Raw genomic sequence first — 18179 nt, forward strand, 5'->3', positions numbered from 1 at the left:
ACCGAGCGGACGACCCTCGCCATCCCGGATCAGGAGAGCTTGACATCCAGCTCGGCGATCCTGGCCGACCAGTATGCAGGGCCGGTTTCATGGATGTTGTTGCCCTGGGAGTCGACGGCCACTGTCACCGGCATGTCCTCCACCTCGAACTCGTAGATGGCCTCCATGCCCAGATCGGCGAAGGCCACGACCCGTGCCTTCTTGATGGCTTTCGCCACCAAGTAGGCGGCGCCACCGACGGCCATCAGGTAGACGGCCTGGTGCTCCTTGATGCTCTGCACCGTCTTGGGGCCCCGCTCGGACTTGCCGATCATGCCGATGAGGCCGGTCTCGCCCAGCATCATGTCGGTGAACTTGTCCATCCGGGTCGAGGTGGTGGGGCCTGCCGGGCCGACCACCTCGTCACGCACCGCATCGACCGGGCCCACGTAATAGATGAAGCGGTTGGTGAAGTCGACCCCTTCCGGCAGCCCCTCACCCTTCTTGAGCATGTCGGCGATGCGCTTGTGGGCCGCGTCGCGACCGGTCAGGATCTTGCCGGAGAGCAGCACGGTATCGCCGCTCTTCCAGCTGGCGAGCTCGGCCTTGGTGATGCCATCGACGTTGACCCGGCGCACATTGCCACCCGCTTCGCGGGTGATCTCCGGCCAATCGCTCAGCTTCGGCGGCGTCAGCTCGGCCGGGCCAGAGCCATCCAGCTCGAAGTGGACGTGGCGGGTGGCGGCGCAGTTGGGGATCATCACCACCGGCTTGGAGGCGGCGTGGGTCGGGGCAGACTTGACCTTCACGTCCAGCACAGTGGTGAGGCCACCCAGCCCCTGGGCACCGATCCCCAGCTTGTTGACCTTGTCGTAGAGCTCGACCCGCAGCTTCTCTTCAGTGGTCTCGGGACCACTGGCGATCAGCTCCTGAATGTCGATGTGCTCCATCAGGGCTTCCTTGGCGAGCACAGCGGCCTTCTCGGCGGTGCCGCCGATGCCGATGCCCAGCATGCCGGGCGGGCACCAGCCGGCCCCCATGGTCGGCACCGTCTTCAGCACCCACTCGACCACGTCATCGGAGGGGTTGAGCATCACCATCTTGGATTTGTTCTCGGAGCCGCCGCCCTTGGCCGCGATGCTCACCTCCACCTTGTTGCCTTGGATCATGTCGATGTGCACCACGGCCGGGGCGTTGTCCTTGGTGTTCTTGCGGCTGCCGGCTGGATCGGCCAGCACGCTGGCACGCAGGGGGTTGTCCGGATTGGTGTAGGCGCGGCGCGTCCCCTCATCCACCATCTCCTGCACCGTCATGTCACTGTCCCACTGCACCTGCATGCCGATCTTGACGAAGCAGGTGACGATGCCGGTGTCCTGGCACAGGGGACGGTGCCCCTCGGCTGACATGCGGGAGTTGATCAGGATCTGGGCCAGGGCATCCTTGGCGGCCGGGTTGATCTCGCGGTCATAGGCGGCCTTGGCGGCCTGGACGAAGTCGAGGGGGTGGTAGAAGGAGATGTACTGCAGGGCGTCGGCAATGGAATCGATAAAGTCCTGTTTTCTAATGATGCTCATATCATCCTCACTGGTCCTTGTCTTCGCAAACGCGAGCAAGGGCTTCCATATGAGCCGGGCTCTCGGCCTGCGAAAAACGTCCGCGGGGCCGAGAGACAACGGCGTGTTTTTTCTAAAAATTCCGGCGGCTATGATACGCTTGAGCTCCCGTACCGGCTAGGGAGCTGGGTGCAAACTGTTGCCTGTGTAACAAAAAATGAAACCAAGACTGCATATCCACCATTTCGACCCGCAAAGATCGCTCCACGAGCTGTTTGGCCGGTTGCAACCGCAACCCTGGGCCATCTTGCTGGAGTCAGCCGGTGCCCAGGGCGCCGACAACCGCTTCGACATCCTCAGCGCCGATCCCCTCGCCACCCTGGAAACCCGCGGTGCCAACACCTGCCTGCGCCGTGGCAACACCGTCGAGCATCATGATGGCGATCCCCTCAGCCTGCTCGCCAGCACCCAACGCGCCTTGCTGGGGGAGCTGACGCAGGAGGCCTGTGCACTGCCCTTTATCGGCGGTGCCCTCGGGCTCTTTGGCTATGATCTGGGGCGGCGGTTCGAGCGTCTGCCAACGCAGGCCAGCGCCGACATCCGAGTGCCGGACATGGCGGTGGGGATCTACGACTGGGCACTGCTGCGGGAGGTGGCGACCGGCGCCTGGCAGCTGGTGCATTGGGGGGACGAGGCGGGGCTCGCCAGCCGGCTGCAATGGCTAGAGGCGCAGCTGACGCAAACGGCCCCTTCCTGTACCTCGCAAGAGGCCTTCTCCTTGCAGGGGTCCTGGCAGAGCAACATGAGCCGGGCCGAATACGGTGAGAAATTCGCCCGTATCCAAGCCTACCTGGCGGCGGGGGATTGCTATCAGATCAACCTCACCCAGCGCTTCAGCGCCCCCTATCGGGGGGATGAATGGTCCGCCTATCTCAGCCTCAGCGCCGCCAACAAGGCCCCCTTCTCGGCCTTCATCCGGCTGCCAGAGAGTGCCATCTTGAGCCTGTCGCCGGAGCGCTTCCTGCTGCTCGACGGCCGCCATATCGAGACCAAGCCAATCAAGGGGACCCGCCCACGGCTTGCCGATCCGCAGCAAGATCAGGCCAGTGCCCTCGAACTGGCCAGCGCCGACAAGGACAGATCGGAGAACCTGATGATCGTGGATCTGCTGCGCAACGACATCGGCAGGGTGAGCCGCCCCGGCAGCGTCAGCGTGCCGCACCTGTTTGCGGTGGAGTCCTTCCCCGCCGTGCATCACCTGGTCTCCACCATTCATGGTGAACTGGATGCTCGCTGGCAGGGGGTGGATCTGCTGCGCGCCTGCTTCCCCGGCGGCTCCATCACAGGGGCGCCCAAGATCCGGGCGATGGAGATCATCGAGGAGCTGGAGCCCCAGCGGCGCAATGCCTATTGCGGCAGCATCGGCTACCTGAGCCAGCACGGCCGGATGGACACCAGCATCTGCATCCGCACCCTGATCGCCGAAGCCGGACGGCTCCATTGCTGGGCGGGGGGTGGCATCATCGCCGACTCGGACGCAGACAGCGAGTATCAGGAGACCTACGACAAGGTCGCCCGTATCTTGCCGCTGCTGGATGCCCTGCGCCAGTGACGGCCCCTTGCACCGCCCACAGGGAGGGAAACATCAAGATGGACAGTGCCGAACTGCTGACCCGGTTTCTGCTGCAGCGCCCTGCCCCGGCACATCGGCTGATGCTGGCCGGGCTCAAGCCGGCGGCTGTGCTGCTCCCCCTGGTGGAGCGCCCCACCGGGCTGCAGCTGCTGCTGACCCGTCGCAGCGCGCAGCTGCGCCACCACCCGGGGCAGATCAGCTTCCCCGGTGGGCGCCAGGATCCGGAGGACGAGAGCCTGATCCACACCGCCCTGCGGGAAACCCGGGAGGAGCTGGGGATCCCCTCATCCAAGATCCACGTCATCGGCAGCCTCACCCCGCTCAACACCATCTCCCTCTACGACGTGTTGCCGGTGCTGGCCATGGTCGACGCCGATTACCAGCTCACGCTGAGCCCCGATGAGGTGGAGCAGGCTTTCGAGGTGCCGCTCAACCATGTGCTGGATCTGGCGCACCACATCACCCTGACCATCCCCAGGGCCGGCAAGCACCACACCATCTACTGGATCCCCTGGCAGCAATCTTTCATCTGGGGGGCGACCGCCAGCATGATTCGCCAGCTCTCCGCGCACCTGTCAAAATAACATTCCGACAACCTCGCCGGATGAAAAATTATCCAATTAACACTCAACTAACATTGAATATGATAAAGAGATTTTGATTTTTTATTCTTTTGATCACATTTTTATAAGAAAGTACGGGGTTGCGCCTCATAAAGGTGAATCTGATCAACATTTTTGATTAAAAAAAAAGTATTCTTGCGCCGACTCAATCAAAACTACACATTCGGGGTAAGACACATGTCTAATACTGTCACCGGCGCACAAGACGTCGCGGCCACACAGGAGCAAGGTACCCGCTCCCTGCAATCTCGCAGTTGGAACAAGCAGGACACCACCTGGGTGATCAGCCTGTTCGGTACCGCCGTCGGGGCCGGTATCCTGTTCCTGCCCATCAACGCCGGCATGGGTGGCTTCTGGCCACTGGTGGTGATGGCCCTGCTGGTGGGTCCCATGACCTACCTCGCCCACCGTGGGCTGGCCCGCTTCGTGCTCTCCTCCAAGAACCCCAATGCCGACATCACCCAAGTGGTGGAAGAGCATTTCGGCGTCGGTGCCGGTAAATTAATCACCCTGCTCTACTTCTTCGCCATCTACCCGATCGTGCTGATCTACGGGGTGGGCATCACCAACACGGTGGAAAGCTTCCTGGTCAACCAGCTGCAGATGACGGCGCCTCCGCGCTGGATCCTCTCCATCGTGCTGATCATGGGGATGATGTCGGTCATGCTGGCCGGTGAGAAACTGATGCTGAAGGTCACCGAGATGCTGGTGTACCCGCTCATCGCCATCCTGGCGGGCATCTCCCTCTATCTGATCCCGGACTGGACCGGTGCAGCCCTGGCCCAGGTGCCTTCCACCAAGGACTTCGCGACCACCCTGTGGCTGACCATCCCGGTGCTGGTGTTCTCCTTCAACCACAGCCCGGCCATCTCCAGCTTCGCCCTGGCCCAGCGCCGCGACTACGGTGACAATGCCGTCGCCAAGTCCGATGCCATCCTCAAGCGTACCGCAGCCATCCTGCTGGGCTTCGTGATGTTCTTCGTCTTCTCCTGCGTGATGAGCCTGACCCCGGCCCAGCTGGCGGAAGCCAAGTCCCAGAACATCGCCGTGCTCTCCTACCTGGCTAACCAGCACTCTAGCCCGATCATCTCCTACTTCGGTCCGCTGGTCGCCTTCGTTGCCATCGTCTCCTCCTTCTTCGGCCACTATCTGGGTGCCCGTGAAGGTCTGCGCGGCATGATCAACCAGCAGATGCGCAGCGCCGGCAAGACGGGTGCAACCTCCAAGAAGGTTGAGCTGTTCATCATCGCCTTCTTCATCCTGACCCTGTGGGGCGTGGCCGTGATCAACCCTTCCATCCTCGGCATGATCGAGTCACTGGGCGGCCCCATCATCGCCACCATCCTGTTCCTCATGCCGATGTACGCCATCAAGCGTGTGCCGGCCATGGCGAAGTATCAGGGTCATATCAGCAACCTGTTCGTCACCATCATGGGGCTGATTGCCATCTCCGCCATCCTGTATCAGCTGTTCGGCTAATCCTCTCGGCCTAGCCAACAAGCAGATGCCCGCCAGTGATGGCGGGCATTTTTTATTGCCTGTATTGGCACCATGGCCTGCGCACTCTGGATTGGTAATCGCCCCCTGATCGCGACACTCCTACGCCCCCCGCTCTGCTATTGGGATCCTGGCAGCCCCTCTTTAAGCGCCAGTCGCCGAACCCTGGCCCCATACCCTAAAGCACCCGACATCCGAGAGGGACAAGGGAAGTCATCGAGGACATGGAAAGGGCGGGGCGCTTGGCACCATAAGTGACAGAAGAGCCATATCCTCTCCCCCACAGCCAGCGCCCCTAAGACCTGTCGTAGCCCATCTCCATGCGCAGTGCTGGTGCGAGTCCCCGGCTCGAAACCCATCGAGCCCCAGTCGAGATGGGATGTCAGCGGGGCACTCGTGCCACTGAGCCGCTTGCGGTTAGCTGCCCCCAAGACTCCAAGTCTGGTGGCATCTAGGCCCACCGAAGTGACGGGTTCAAGGCAAGGCGAACAACGAACAACCACCGGCTAGCCTGCCAGGGCAAATCCCCCATCCCCTCGCCCTCTTTTGCGGCCATAAAAAAACGCCCTCCGGGGAGGGCGTTTCTGGCGGTTTGACGCGCGGTTATCAGGCTTCGCGGCGAGAGAGCGGCGCTGCATCCAGCAGTGTCTCATCCTCGGCCATACAGGCGGCTGCGGTGAACAGCACGTCGGTGGAGCTGTTGAGCGCAGTCTCGGCAGAATCCTGCAGCACCCCGATGATGAAGCCGACGGCCACGACCTGCATGGCGATGTCATTGCTGATGCCAAACAGGCTGCACGCCAGCGGGATCAGCAGCAGGGAGCCACCGGCCACGCCGGAAGCACCGCAGGCACTGATGGTCGCGACCACGGAGAGCAGCACGGCGGTCGCCAGATCCACTTCCATCCCCAGGGTGTGCACCGCCGCCATGGAAAGCACAGTGATGGTGATGGCGGCACCGGCCATGTTGATGGTCGCCCCCAGCGGAATGGAGACCGCATAGGTATCTTCCGGCAGACGCAGTTTTTCACACAGCGCCATGTTGACCGGAATGTTGGCGGCAGAGCTGCGGGTGAAGAAGGCGGTCACACCGCTCTCTTTCAGGCAGGTCAGCACCAGCGGATAGGGGTTGCGCTTGATCTTCCAGAACACGATGAGCGGGTTGACCACCAAGGCGATGAACAGCATGCAGCCAATCAGCACCACCAGCAGCTGGGCATAGCCGAGCAGGGCACCGAAACCGGTCTCGGCCAGGGTGGACGCCACCAGACCCAGGATACCGAGCGGCGCGCAGCGGATCACCGCCCTGACGATGGTGGAGACCCCGTGGGACAGATCGGAGATCAGTGCCTTGGTGCTCTCGTTGGCGTGACGCATGGCGATGCCCAGACCGATGGCCCAGGCCAGGATGCCGATGTAGTTGGCGTCCATCAGCGCCTTCACCGGGTTGGTGACCACGTTGAACAGCAGGGTCTGCAGCACTTCGGTGATGCCACCCGGCGGGGTGATATCGGCGCTGTTGGCGACCAGATGCAGGTTGGAGGGGAACAGGAAGCTGGCCACCACGGCCACCACGGCGGCGGCGAAGGTGCCAAACAGATAGAGGGCGAGCAGCGGGCGAATGCTGGTCTTCTGACCCTGTTTGTGGCCGAGGATCGCCGCCATCACCAGCACGAAGACCAGCAGCGGGGCGACCGCCTTCAGGGCACCGACGAACAGGCTGCCAAGCAGACCCGCCGCCTTGGCCCATTCCGGCATGAACATAGCAAGTAGGATACCGAGTACCAGACCGACCAGGATCTGGCTAACCAGACTGGTGCTGTTGACCAGTCGTATGAGGGGGTGTTGTTGTGTCATCAAATAGTCCCTGTGCACTCAAGGTGCGTGAATCAATAGTCCTGTTGGCAACCTGCCACACGCCGGGATGCCGGCACACTGACGGCGATCCCTCTTGGCAGATCTTCTTCTGGATCCGTCCAAATACGCGCGGGGCTGCGGACAAGGAATATCCCATCTGCCACCGTTTTTTTCCACATAATCACTGAAAAATATCAGGGTCACCTCACAAAAAATCTACAACAAGGTGATAACACAATATCAACCACGGTCAAATAATAGCCATTCCAGTCCGTTCATCGGCCGAGCCGACGCCAACGTGCTATCATGCCGCTCTTTGTGCTGGAGCCCTGCCATGATCCCCACCCTGTTGACCCGACACTTCGGCTTCGATCAACTGCGACCCGGCCAGGAAGCGGTGATCAGCCGCCTGCTGGCCGGCAAGAGTGCGGCGGCCATCTTCCCCACCGGCTCCGGCAAGTCCCTCTGCTATCAGCTGCCGGCACTGGCATTGCCTCATCTGACCCTGGTCATCTCCCCGCTGATCGCACTGATGCATGATCAGCTCGCCTTCTTGCGCGGCAAGGGCATTGCCGCCGCGACCCTGGACTCCAGCCAGACCGTGGAGGAGAGCCGCCGCGTGATGCAGCAGGCCAGTGACGGTCAGCTCAAGATCCTGATGATCTCGGTGGAGCGGCTCAAGAACGAGCGCTTTCGCCGCTTCATCGCCCAGGTGCCACTCTCCTTGCTAGTGGTGGACGAGGCGCACTGTATCTCCGAGTGGGGCCACAATTTTCGCCCCGACTACCTGAAGCTGCCGGATCATCGCCGCGAGCTGAATATTCCTCAGGTGTTGCTGCTCACCGCCACCGCCACCCCGGCGGTCATGGCAGACATGCAGGCCAAGTTCGCCATCGAGGAAGAGGATCTGGTGGTGACAGGTTTCTATCGCGCCAACCTGGATCTCGCCGTCATCCCCCTGGCTGGCCCGGCGCGCGATGGCTGGTTGCGCGACGAACTGCAACGAGACCCCAAGTCCCCCACCATCGTCTACGTCACCCTGCAACACAGCGCGCAGCAGTGTGCAGAGCAGCTGCAGGCCATCGGCATCCGCGCCAGCGCCTATCACGCCGGGCTGGATCCTGCCCTGCGCAGCCAGATCCAGCATGACTTCATGGCGGGTCGACTGGATTGCATCGTCGCCACCATCGCCTTTGGCATGGGCATCGACAAGGCCGATATCCGCCGGGTCATCCACTACGACTTGCCCAAGTCCATCGAGAACTACAGCCAGGAGATCGGCCGTGCCGGACGGGATGGTCACCCCTCCCGCTGCACCGTGCTGGCCAGCCGCGCCCAGTTGCCGGTGCTGGAGAACTTCGTCTACGGGGATACGCCGGACAGGACCGCCATCCTGGCCTTGCTCGAGATCCTGCAACAGAGCGGCAGCGAGTGGGAATTTGGCCTGCTACGCCTCTCCAACGAGACCAATATCCGCCAGTTGCCGCTCAAGACCCTGCTGGTCTACCTGGAGATGGCGGGGATCATTGCCCCGGCCTACAGCTATTTCGCCGAATATCGCTTCAAGTTCGTGCTGGACAAACAAGAGATCCTGGCCCGCTTCAATCCGGATCGGCGCCAGTTCCTGGAGCAGCTGTTTGCCTGCGCCCCCCAGGCGCGCAGCTGGTGCACCATGGATTTCGATGCGCTCTGGCAGGGTTATCAGGGGGAGCGGCAGCGCGGTGCCGCCGCGCTGGATTATTTGCAGCAGCAGGGCTGGATCGAGCTGGAGAGCAAGCAGATGACGGATGTCTATCGGGTATTGCGCCAGGAGCTGGACATAGCGCCGCTGGCCGATCAACTGCATGCCCTGTTCGAGCAAAAGGAGCGAAGTGAACTGGCCCGGCTGCAGGCCCTGCTGGCCTTCTTTACCTCGACCCGTTGCCTGAGCCATGAACTGGCCCACTACTTTGCCGATGAGCAGGCGCCGAGCCACTGCGGCCACTGCTCCGTTTGCCGGGGCGAGATTGCCATCCTGCCCCAGCTGCCGACCCTGGGCTTGCCCAACGAGGCCGGCTTGCGCGCCTGGTGCGATCCCCTGGTGGCCCTGTGCCAAACCCGAAATCCCCGGGTCCTGACCCGCTTCCTGTGCGGCATCGCTACCCCGCTGACCACCAAGGCCAAGGCAAAAAGTCTGGCCGGTTTCGGCCGGTTGACCACGCATCCCTTCGCCGAGGTGCTGACGGCGGTCTCCCGCCTGTACCCCGCCGTGCCTTGATGGCGCAAGTTTACCGGACGCCGAAAAAATAAGACCCTCGCGGATGCGAGGGTCAAGCCAACGGAAACGTGCTTAAACAGAGCTTAGTATCTGCACAGCCACCCACTCTCTTGCTAAAGCGATGACTGCTCGACACAGGGCCAATCTAGTGCAGCCAGAATGTAGCGTCAATGTAAAAATTAGAGCTTAAACACAAAACAACACGCATTACGTTAACGTAAACGAAAATCAAATATCTCTGCTTCCCCCGCCAGCCTTGTCCCGCCTGACATTCCGTAAATCAGAAGTGAACGCCCCGCTTTCCCTGCCTGCCACACAAACATTTATTTTTTATGTCTTTGACATTTACATCACTGTCGTGGCAAAAATAATTTAACAGTCAGTAACATAGGTATGTCATTGACTGCACCTTCCCGCACAAGGATCGGGAAGCCCCGTGCAAACTTAAACCAATGATGGCGATGGATTACTGGGGGCTGTTGACTAGGCTTAAGAGGAAAACAGAACAAAAGTAGTGATCCACTCTTTTTCAGGGTAAGCGACTATAACGAGGGCTAAGTTATGGGCATCTTCGAGCACTATCAACAGCGGTATGAGAAAGCCAGAGAGGAGGAGTACAGCATCCAGGAGTTCCTGGACATGTGCAAACAGGATAAATCCTGCTACGCCTCCGCCGCCGAGCGTCTGCTGGTTGCCATCGGCGAACCGGAAATGGTCGATACCTCGGTCAATCCGCGCCTCAGCCGCCTTTTCTCCAACCGCGTCGTCGCACGCTATCCCGCTTTCAAAGACTTCTATGGCATGGAGGAGGCCATCGAGCAGATCGTCTCCTACCTCAAACACTCCGCCCAGGGGCTGGAAGAGAAGAAACAGATCCTCTACCTGTTGGGGCCCGTCGGTGGCGGCAAGTCGTCGCTGGCCGAAAAACTCAAATCCCTGATGCAGAAGGTGCCTATCTATCGCATCAAGGGGTCGCCGGTCAACGATCACCCCTTCTGCCTGTTCGACATCGAGGAAGATGGCGAGATCCTGGAGAAAGAGTACGGCATCCCGCACCGCTACCTGCGCCCCATCATGTCGCCCTGGGCGGCCAAGCGGCTGCACGAATTTGGCGGTGACATTTCCAAGTTCAAGGTGGAGAAGGTCAACCCCTCCATCCTGGATCAGATCGCCATCGCCAAGACCGAACCCGGCGATGACAACAACCAGGACATCTCCTCCCTGGTTGGCAAGGTCGATATCCGCATGCTGGAGCACTATGCCCAGGATGACGCCGATGCTTACTCCTACTCAGGCGCGCTGTGCAAGGCGAACCAGGGGATGATGGAGTTCGTGGAGATGTTCAAGGCTCCCATCAAGGTGCTGCACCCTTTGCTGACCGCGACTCAGGAGGGGAACTACAACGGCACCGAGGGGCTCTCCGCCCTGCCCTTCGACGGCATCCTGCTGGCTCACTCCAACGAGTCTGAATGGCAGCAGTTCCGCAACAACAAGAACAACGAGGCCTTCCTCGACCGGGTGTACATCGTCAAGGTGCCCTACTGCCTGCGCGTCTCGGAAGAGGTGAAGATCTACGAAAAACTGCTGATCAACAGCGAACTGACCGATGCCAAGTGTGCCCCTGGCACCCTGGAGCTGCTGGGTCAGTTCTCCGTGCTCTCCCGCCTGAAGGAGCCGGAAAACTCCAGCCTCTACTCCAAGATGCGGGTCTATGACGGCGAGAGCCTGAAAGACACGGATCCCAAGGCCAAGAGCTACCAGGAGTATCGCGACTATGCAGGCGTGGACGAGGGCATGAACGGCCTGTCGACCCGCTTCGCGTTCAAGATCCTCTCCCGGGTATTCAACTTCGACCACGCGGAAGTGGCCGCCAACCCGGTGCACCTCTTCTACGTGCTGGAGCAGCAGATCGAGCGGGAGCAGTTCGCGCAAGAGCTGCACGATCGCTACCTAGAGTTCATCAAGGGCTACCTGACCCCGCGCTACGTGGAGTTCATCGGCAAGGAGATCCAGACCGCATACCTCGAGTCCTATTCGGAGTACGGTCAGAACATCTTCGATCGTTACGTCACCTACGCCGATTTCTGGATCCAGGATCAGGAATACCGCGACCCGGAGACCGGCCAGCTGTTTGATCGGTCGTCGCTGAACAGCGAGCTGGAGAAGATCGAAAAACCGGCGGGGATCAGCAATCCGAAAGATTTCCGCAACGAAATCGTCAACTTCGTGCTGCGAGCACGGGCCAACAATGCGGGCCGTAACCCCAACTGGACCAGTTACGAGAAGCTGCGCACCGTGATCGAGAAGAAGATGTTCTCCAACACGGAAGAGCTGCTGCCGGTTATCTCCTTCAACAGCAAAACCTCGGCCGAGGAGCAGAAGAAGCACGATAACTTTGTCGAACGGATGATGGAGAAGGGCTACACCCGCAAACAGGTGCGCCTGCTCTCCGAATGGTATCTCAGGGTACGCAAGTCATCCTGACCCTGCCGTGGTTCAAGGGGGAGTTATGGCGCATTTTATCGACCGCAGGCTCAACGGCAAAAACAAAAGCGCTGTCAATCGGCAGCGCTTCATCCGCCGTTACAAGAAGCAGATCAAACAAGCGGTCTCGGATGCTGTCTCCAAACGCAGCATTCAGGACGTCGACAAGGGCGAGAGCATCAGCATCCCGACCAAGGACATCGGTGAGCCCCATTTCCATCAGGGGCAAGGCGGTAAGCGCGAGATGGTGCATCCCGGCAACGACCAGTTCGTCTCCGGCGACAAGATTGACCGGCCCAAGGGAGGGGGCAGTGGTCAGGGGGGCGGAGAAGGCCAGGCCTCGGATCAGGGCGAAGGGGCGGATGACTTCGTGTTCCAGATCTCCAAAGACGAGTATCTGGATCTGCTGTTTGAAGACTTGGAGCTACCCCGCCTGCAGAAAACCCAGCTCAACCAGCTGATGGAGATGAAAACCTATCGGGCGGGCTACACCTCCAACGGGGTGCCGGCCAACATCAACGTGGTGCGCTCCCTGCAAAACTCGCTGGCGCGGCGCATGGCGCTGCAGGCGGGCAAGAAACGCCAACTGCGCGAACTGGAGGAGAGACTCGCACAGCTCACCAGCGCACCCAACGATCACTTTGCCGAAATCGCCCAGCTCGAGAAGGAGATCCGCGAGCTGAAACGGCGGATCGAGGCCGTGCCCTTCATCGATACCTTCGATCTCAAGTTCAACAACTTCGTCAAACGCCCGGTGCCGTCCAGCCAGGCGGTGATGTTCTGCCTGATGGACGTGTCGGGCTCCATGGATCAGGCGACCAAGGAGATGGCCAAACGCTTCTACATCCTGCTCTACCTGTTCCTTAGCCGGACTTACAAGAACGTGGAGGTGGTCTACATCCGCCACCACACCCAGGCCAAGGAGGTGGACGAGCACGAGTTCTTCTACTCCCAGGAGACCGGCGGCACCATAGTCTCCAGCGCCCTCAAGATGATGAACGACATCATCAACGAGCGTTATCCCGCCAATCAGTGGAACATCTATGCGGCGCAGGCATCGGATGGGGATAACTGGGCGGATGACTCGCCCCAGTGCCGGGAGATCCTGATGCGCGACATCATGCCGCGGGTGCGTTATTACTCCTACATCGAGATCACCACCCGTGCCCACCAGACCCTGTGGCACGAATACGAATCTGTGGCTGGCCAATTCCCCCACTTCGCGATGGAGCACATCCGCAAGGTGGAGGACATCTATCCGGTCTTCCGTGAGCTGTTCAAGAAGCAAGCGGCTTGAGGGACGTCATATGGTAGAAACCGCGAGAAAAATAGCGCCGCTGGACGATGGTCCTGACTGGAACTTCGATTTGCTGGAAATCTATCACCAGGAGATTGCCCGGGTCGCCAGGTTTTATCGGCTGGATACCTATCCCAACCAGATAGAGGTGATCACCGCAGAGCAGATGATGGATGCCTACTCCAGTGTGGGCATGCCCATCGGCTACCAGCACTGGTCGTTTGGCAAGCGCTTCATTCACACCGAGCGCAACTACAAGCGCGGCCAGATGGGGCTGGCGTATGAGATCGTCATCAACTCGGATCCCTGCATCGCCTACCTGATGGAGGAGAACACCATGCCAATGCAGGCACTGGTGATGGCCCATGCCTGCTATGGCCACAACTCCTTCTTCAAGAACAATTACCTGTTCAAGGCCTGGAGCGATGCCTCCTCCATCATCGATTACCTGCTGTTTGCCAAGAACTACATCACCGAGTGCGAGGAGAAGCACGGCATCGATGCCGTCGAGCGCTTGCTCGACTCCTGCCATGCCCTGATGAACTTCGGGGTGGATCGCTACAAGCGCCCCCAGAAGATCTCTCTGGCCGAAGAGAAGCGGCGCCAGAAGGCGCGGGAAGATTACCTGCAGACCCAGGTCAACGAGCTCTGGCGTACCCTGCCCAAACAGCACAAGGCCTCCGGGGTCGAGGACAGGCGCTACCCGCCCGAGCCGCAGGAGAACATCCTCTATTTCATCGAGAAGAATGCCCCCCTGCTGGAGCCCTGGCAGCGCGAGATAGTGCGGATAGTGCGCAAGATAAGCCAGTACTTCTATCCGCAGAAACAGACCCAGGTAATGAACGAGGGCTGGGCCACCTTCTGGCACTACAGCATCCTCAACCATCTGTATGACGAGGGGAAGATCAGCGATCGCTTCATGATAGAGGTGCTGCACAGCCACACCAACGTGGTCTATCAGCCCCCCTACAACAGCCGTTACTATTCCGGCATCAACCCCTATGCTCTGGGCTTTGCCATGTTCACCGATCTGCGCCGCATATGTGAACACCCCACCGAGGAGGACAGATACTGGTTCCCCGACTACGCTGGCACCGACTGGGTCGAGACCCTGCACTTCGCCATGCAGAACTTCAAGGACGAGAGCTTCATCAGCCAGTTCCTGAGTCCCAAGGTGATGCGCGACATGAAGTTGTTCGCCATCGACGATGACGATCTGAAGAACTACCTCAAGGTGTCCGCCATCCACAACGAGGAGGGCTATCGCCTGGTGCGCAATACCCTGTCGGCCCAATACAATCTGAGCAACCTGGAGCCCAACATTCAGGTCTACAACGTGGCGGTGAAGGGCGATCGATCGCTCACCCTGCGCTATGTGCCCCACAACCGGATCCCCCTCGGCGAGTCGCGCCACGAGGTACTCAGGCATCTGCATCAGCTGTGGGGGTTTGATGTGGTGCTGGAGCAAGATAACGGAGAACTGCCTGCCGACATCATAGGGCGTTGCCCGGAACGCAAGGGCGTCACCTGACGTCGAGGCATAAAAAAACGCGCCGGTTGGCGCGTTTTTTCTTAGTCGATACGGATCAGTTATCGCACAGGTTGCTCGGCATATCCTGACGAAGACGAGTCCACAGCTTGCCTGACTCGATGCCATACTGGCGCACCGTCATGAACACGGCCTCGTGATTCTTGGTCTCGGCCAACCCCAGCAGGGTCTTGTAATAGGCGTCCGCCGTCTCACGCGCCTGCTTGTCGGAGAAGTAATAACGCCCGACGCGGCTGTACAACCCTTTGAAGCCATTGAGGATCAAGGCGTAGATAGGGTTGCCGGAAGCAAATGAGAGCTGATGGTGCATACGGTAGTCAAACTCGGCATACGCCTCAGGGGAGTTGTCAACCCCATCGGCGCCACGCAAGATCTCGGCCGCCTGCTCGGGATTATTCCGAATGGCGCCACGAATGAAGATGGTGCAGATGTTGGTGCGGGCCGACAGCAACTGGGCCACCAGGTCCGGTACCTTGTCCTGATCCAGCCGAGCCAGAGTCTCCAGGATGTTCAGACCGGAGGTCTCCCAGAAGTTGTTGACCTTGGTGGGTTTACCATGCTGGATGGTGAGCCAGCCATCACGGGCAAGACGCTGCAGCACTTCACGCAAGGTAGTGCGAGTCACACCTATCAATTCGGACAGCTCGCGCTCCGCCGGCAGAATGGATCCTGGAGGAAAGCGATTGTTCCAGATGGACTCGATGATGTATTCCTCGGCAAACCCTGCGGGGCTCTGCGCTTTTATGACCATGTAGTGACTCTTGTAGTGCGTAAAAAGGCTCACGAATAATAGCAAAGCCGGACATGCTGGCAAGCAGAAGGTCGGTCCTCTGCTCACATTAACCCGATCTTTTTGTTAAAAAAATGTATATGGAATCCAGATGGGTGCCAGTCAACACCAAAGGGGGTGATAAACCAGCAACGCGTCTGGGCAAGCGCCACCCCGTTATTTATAGTTAGCGCTCCTTTGATTAAAATCATGTGCAATTAATTTGATAAAGGTGAATATCCGGAAGCTCGACTGCATTGACGCAGATACCAATCAACAGAACAGAGAACCATCATTATGCCAATCAGCCTAGGGCGCGCGTTTGCAAAGAATTTTTTGGGCAATGCCCCCCGGTGGTACAAACTTGCCATCGTCTCATTCCTGCTGATCAATCCTATCGTCTTCCACTATGATCCCTTCCTGGCAGGCTGGTTGCTGGTCGTCGAGTTCATCTTCACCCTGGCCATGGCGCTCAAGTGCTACCCGCTGCAGCCAGGCGGCCTGCTGGCCATCGAGGCGGTGCTGATCGGCATGACCTCGGCCAACCAGGTCAAGCACGAGCTGGTTGCCAATATCGAGGTGCTGCTGCTGCTGGTGTTCATGGTGGCCGGCATCTACTTCATGAAGCAGCTGCTGCTCTATGTCTTCACCAAGATGCTGATCCGCATCTACTCCAAGACGCTCCTCTCCCTCGCGTTCTGCCTGGTATCGGCCTTCCTGTCCGCCTTCCTCGATGCCCTGACCGTGATCGCCGTGGTGATCAGCGTCGCCACCGGTTTCTACGCCATCTACCACAAGGTGTCATCGAGTGATGAGTCCGGTAACTTGCACAATGACGAGGGGATCGACGAGCTGACCCGCCAGCATCTGAATGAGTTTCGCGGCTTCCTGCGCAGCCTGATGATGCATGCCGCCATCGGGACGGCTCTCGGGGGTGTCTGCACCCTGGTGGGCGAGCCACAGAACCTCATCATAGGGGAGCAGGCCGGCTGGCATTTTGGCGAGTTCGCCATTCGCATGGCCCCGGTGACCATCCCGGTCTTCCTCTGTGGCCTGCTCACCTGCATCCTGGTGGAGAAGTGCCGCTGGTTTGGCTATGGCACCAAGCTGCCCGAACCCGTGCGCCGCATCATGGAAGCCTACGGGCGTGACGAAGATGCCCAGCGCTCCCCGCAAGAGAAGGCCAAACTGGTCGTCCAGGCCCTGATCGCGCTCTGGCTGATCACCGGGCTGGCCCTGCACCTGGCCGCCGTCGGCCTGATCGGCCTGACCGTCATCGTCCTGGCCACCTCCTTTACCGGCGTCACCGAGGAACATGCCCTCGGCAAGGCCTTCCATGAGGCACTGCCCTTCACCGCCCTGCTCACCGTCTTCTTCAGCGTGGTGGCGGTGATCATCGATCAGCAGCTGTTCAAGCCGGTGATCCAGTGGGTGCTGGCCGCCAAGCCGGAGGATCAGCTCGCCCTCTTCTATCTGGCTAACGGCCTGCTCTCCATGGTGAGCGACAACGTCTTCGTCGGCACCGTCTACATCAACGAGGTGAAGACGGCGCTGCTCAATGGCGCCATCAGCCGCGAACATTTCGATCTGCTGGCGGTCGCCATCAACACCGGCACCAACCTGCCTTCCGTCGCCACCCCCAACGGCCAGGCCGCCTTCCTGTTCATGCTGACCTCGGCCATTGCCCCCTTGCTGCGACTCTCTTACGGTCGCATGGTCTGGATGGCGCTGCCCTACACCATTGTGCTGGGGCTGGTGGGGTTCTTCGCGGTGGAACAGCTGCTCGCACCTGCCACCGAATGGTTCTATCAGGCCGGCTGGCTGACGCAGGGCGCCGCCATGCCGGCCCTGGCACCGGCGTCACATTGATGATGGAAGGGCCCATGGGGGCCCTTTCCTTTTAGGGCCTGCTCTGCTCTAATTCAGCCACTATTTTTATCAGTGAGATCAATCAGATGATCGAATTTCTGCGTCGTATTGCCAGCCATCGTCTGGCCTGGGGGTTGCTGGCCGCCTCCGCCCTCAGCTTCGAGCTGTGCGCCCTCTTCTTCCAGCATGTGCTGGGTCTGCACCCCTGCGTCATGTGTATCTATGAGCGGATCGCCATCCTCGGGGTGTTCGCTGCCGGCCTGCTCGGCATGGTGGCGCCAGAAAAGTGGTATCTGCGTTGGAGCGCCCTCTTGTTGTGGGGTTATAGCGCCTTCTGGGGCCTGAAACTGGCACTCAAGCATGTGGATTACCAGATAAACCCCTCCCCCTTCAATGTATGCGAAGGCTTTGTTGACTTTCCAAGCTGGGCCCCGCTCGATCAGTGGGTTCCCTGGCTGTTCTTCCCGGATGGCGACTGCAGCGAGATCACCTGGCAGTTCCTCAGCTTCTCCATGCCTCAGTGGCTGGTCGTCATCTTCGCCGCCTACCTGCTGGTGTTCGTGGTGGTGGCGGTCGGCAATCTGGTCAAGGGCCGCTGCTGCAGCTGAATCCTACACCGCCATACAAGAAAGGGAGCCACTGGCTCCCTTTTTACATTTCACATGATGGTCGACAGCGATCTCATACCTTAGCTGAAAGAAGTACCAACCTCTCCATACCGCACCTACTCTGGCTGGTTGCCATCCTCACCGCCCACCTGCGGGTGTTCTTGATGGTGGCCGTCGGCCACTTGGTCAAGGGCCGCTGCTGCG

Annotated in this window: 12 protein-coding genes; 9 read left to right on the forward strand and 3 right to left on the reverse strand. The window is 59.9% G+C overall.

Features of this window, described 5'->3' with window-relative positions; genetic code table 11:
- Positions 1 to 29: 29 nt before the first annotated feature.
- Complete coding sequence (locus EL255_RS11380) at positions 30 to 1553, reverse strand: fumarate hydratase (protein WP_042652294.1); 1524 nt, start codon at positions 1551 to 1553, stop codon at positions 30 to 32.
- A 196-nt stretch (positions 1554 to 1749) separates the two neighbouring features.
- On the opposite strand from EL255_RS11380, the gene pabB reads away from it, so the two are divergent.
- The 3 genes from pabB to EL255_RS11395 all read left to right on the forward strand — a co-directional run bounded on the left by pabB (position 1750) and on the right by EL255_RS11395 (position 5267).
- A complete protein-coding gene (gene pabB, locus EL255_RS11385) occupies positions 1750 to 3144 on the forward strand; it encodes an aminodeoxychorismate synthase component I (protein WP_042652295.1) in 1395 nt (464 codons plus the stop codon).
- Positions 3145 to 3182: 38 nt separating this feature from the next.
- Positions 3183 to 3749, forward strand: a complete 567-nt coding sequence (locus EL255_RS11390) for a CoA pyrophosphatase (RefSeq protein ID WP_042652296.1) — start codon at positions 3183 to 3185, stop codon at positions 3747 to 3749.
- A 216-nt stretch (positions 3750 to 3965) separates the two neighbouring features.
- Complete coding sequence (locus EL255_RS11395; RefSeq protein ID WP_042652297.1) at positions 3966 to 5267, forward strand: serine/threonine transporter; 1302 nt, start codon at positions 3966 to 3968, stop codon at positions 5265 to 5267.
- Positions 5268 to 5891: 624 nt separating this feature from the next.
- Here EL255_RS11395 and sstT read toward each other — a convergent pair.
- The gene (gene sstT / locus EL255_RS11400; RefSeq protein WP_042652298.1) at positions 5892 to 7142 is read right to left on the reverse strand and encodes a serine/threonine transporter SstT; all 1251 of its coding nucleotides are present in this window, start codon (positions 7140 to 7142) and stop codon (positions 5892 to 5894) included.
- 334 nt (positions 7143 to 7476) lie between these two features.
- Between sstT and EL255_RS11405 the strand changes: the two genes are divergently transcribed.
- The 4 genes from EL255_RS11405 to EL255_RS11420 all read left to right on the forward strand — a co-directional run bounded on the left by EL255_RS11405 (position 7477) and on the right by EL255_RS11420 (position 14711).
- Positions 7477 to 9399, forward strand: a complete 1923-nt coding sequence (locus EL255_RS11405; protein ID WP_042652299.1) for a RecQ family ATP-dependent DNA helicase — start codon at positions 7477 to 7479, stop codon at positions 9397 to 9399.
- 561 nt (positions 9400 to 9960) lie between these two features.
- Positions 9961 to 11883 (forward strand): PrkA family serine protein kinase, encoded by a 1923-nt coding sequence (locus EL255_RS11410; RefSeq protein WP_042652300.1) that lies wholly within the window; start codon positions 9961 to 9963, stop codon positions 11881 to 11883.
- Positions 11884 to 11908: 25 nt separating this feature from the next.
- On the forward strand, positions 11909 to 13180 hold the full coding sequence (locus tag EL255_RS11415; protein ID WP_042652301.1) for a YeaH/YhbH family protein: 1272 nt from the start codon (positions 11909 to 11911) through the stop codon (positions 13178 to 13180).
- Between the two features lie 10 nt (positions 13181 to 13190).
- Positions 13191 to 14711: a SpoVR family protein gene (locus tag EL255_RS11420; protein WP_042652302.1), complete on the forward strand. Its 1521-nt coding sequence runs from the start codon at positions 13191 to 13193 to the stop codon at positions 14709 to 14711.
- A gap of 55 nt (positions 14712 to 14766) precedes the next feature.
- Here the strand turns inward: EL255_RS11420 and fadR are convergent, their stop codons facing one another.
- Positions 14767 to 15480, reverse strand: coding sequence for a fatty acid metabolism transcriptional regulator FadR (fadR, locus tag EL255_RS11425; RefSeq protein ID WP_042652303.1), 714 nt, complete (start codon positions 15478 to 15480; stop codon positions 14767 to 14769).
- A gap of 315 nt (positions 15481 to 15795) precedes the next feature.
- On the opposite strand from fadR, the gene nhaB reads away from it, so the two are divergent.
- Positions 15796 to 17367, forward strand: coding sequence for a Na(+)/H(+) antiporter NhaB (gene nhaB / locus EL255_RS11430; RefSeq protein WP_042652304.1), 1572 nt, complete (start codon positions 15796 to 15798; stop codon positions 17365 to 17367).
- An 86-nt stretch (positions 17368 to 17453) separates the two neighbouring features.
- On the forward strand, positions 17454 to 17975 hold the full coding sequence (gene dsbB / locus EL255_RS11435; protein ID WP_042652305.1) for a disulfide bond formation protein DsbB: 522 nt from the start codon (positions 17454 to 17456) through the stop codon (positions 17973 to 17975).
- The last annotated feature ends 204 nt before the right edge of the window (positions 17976 to 18179 follow it).

Origin of the sequence: Aeromonas encheleia (assembly GCF_900637545.1) — a bacterium.
Lineage (GTDB): Bacteria > Pseudomonadota > Gammaproteobacteria > Enterobacterales > Aeromonadaceae > Aeromonas > Aeromonas encheleia.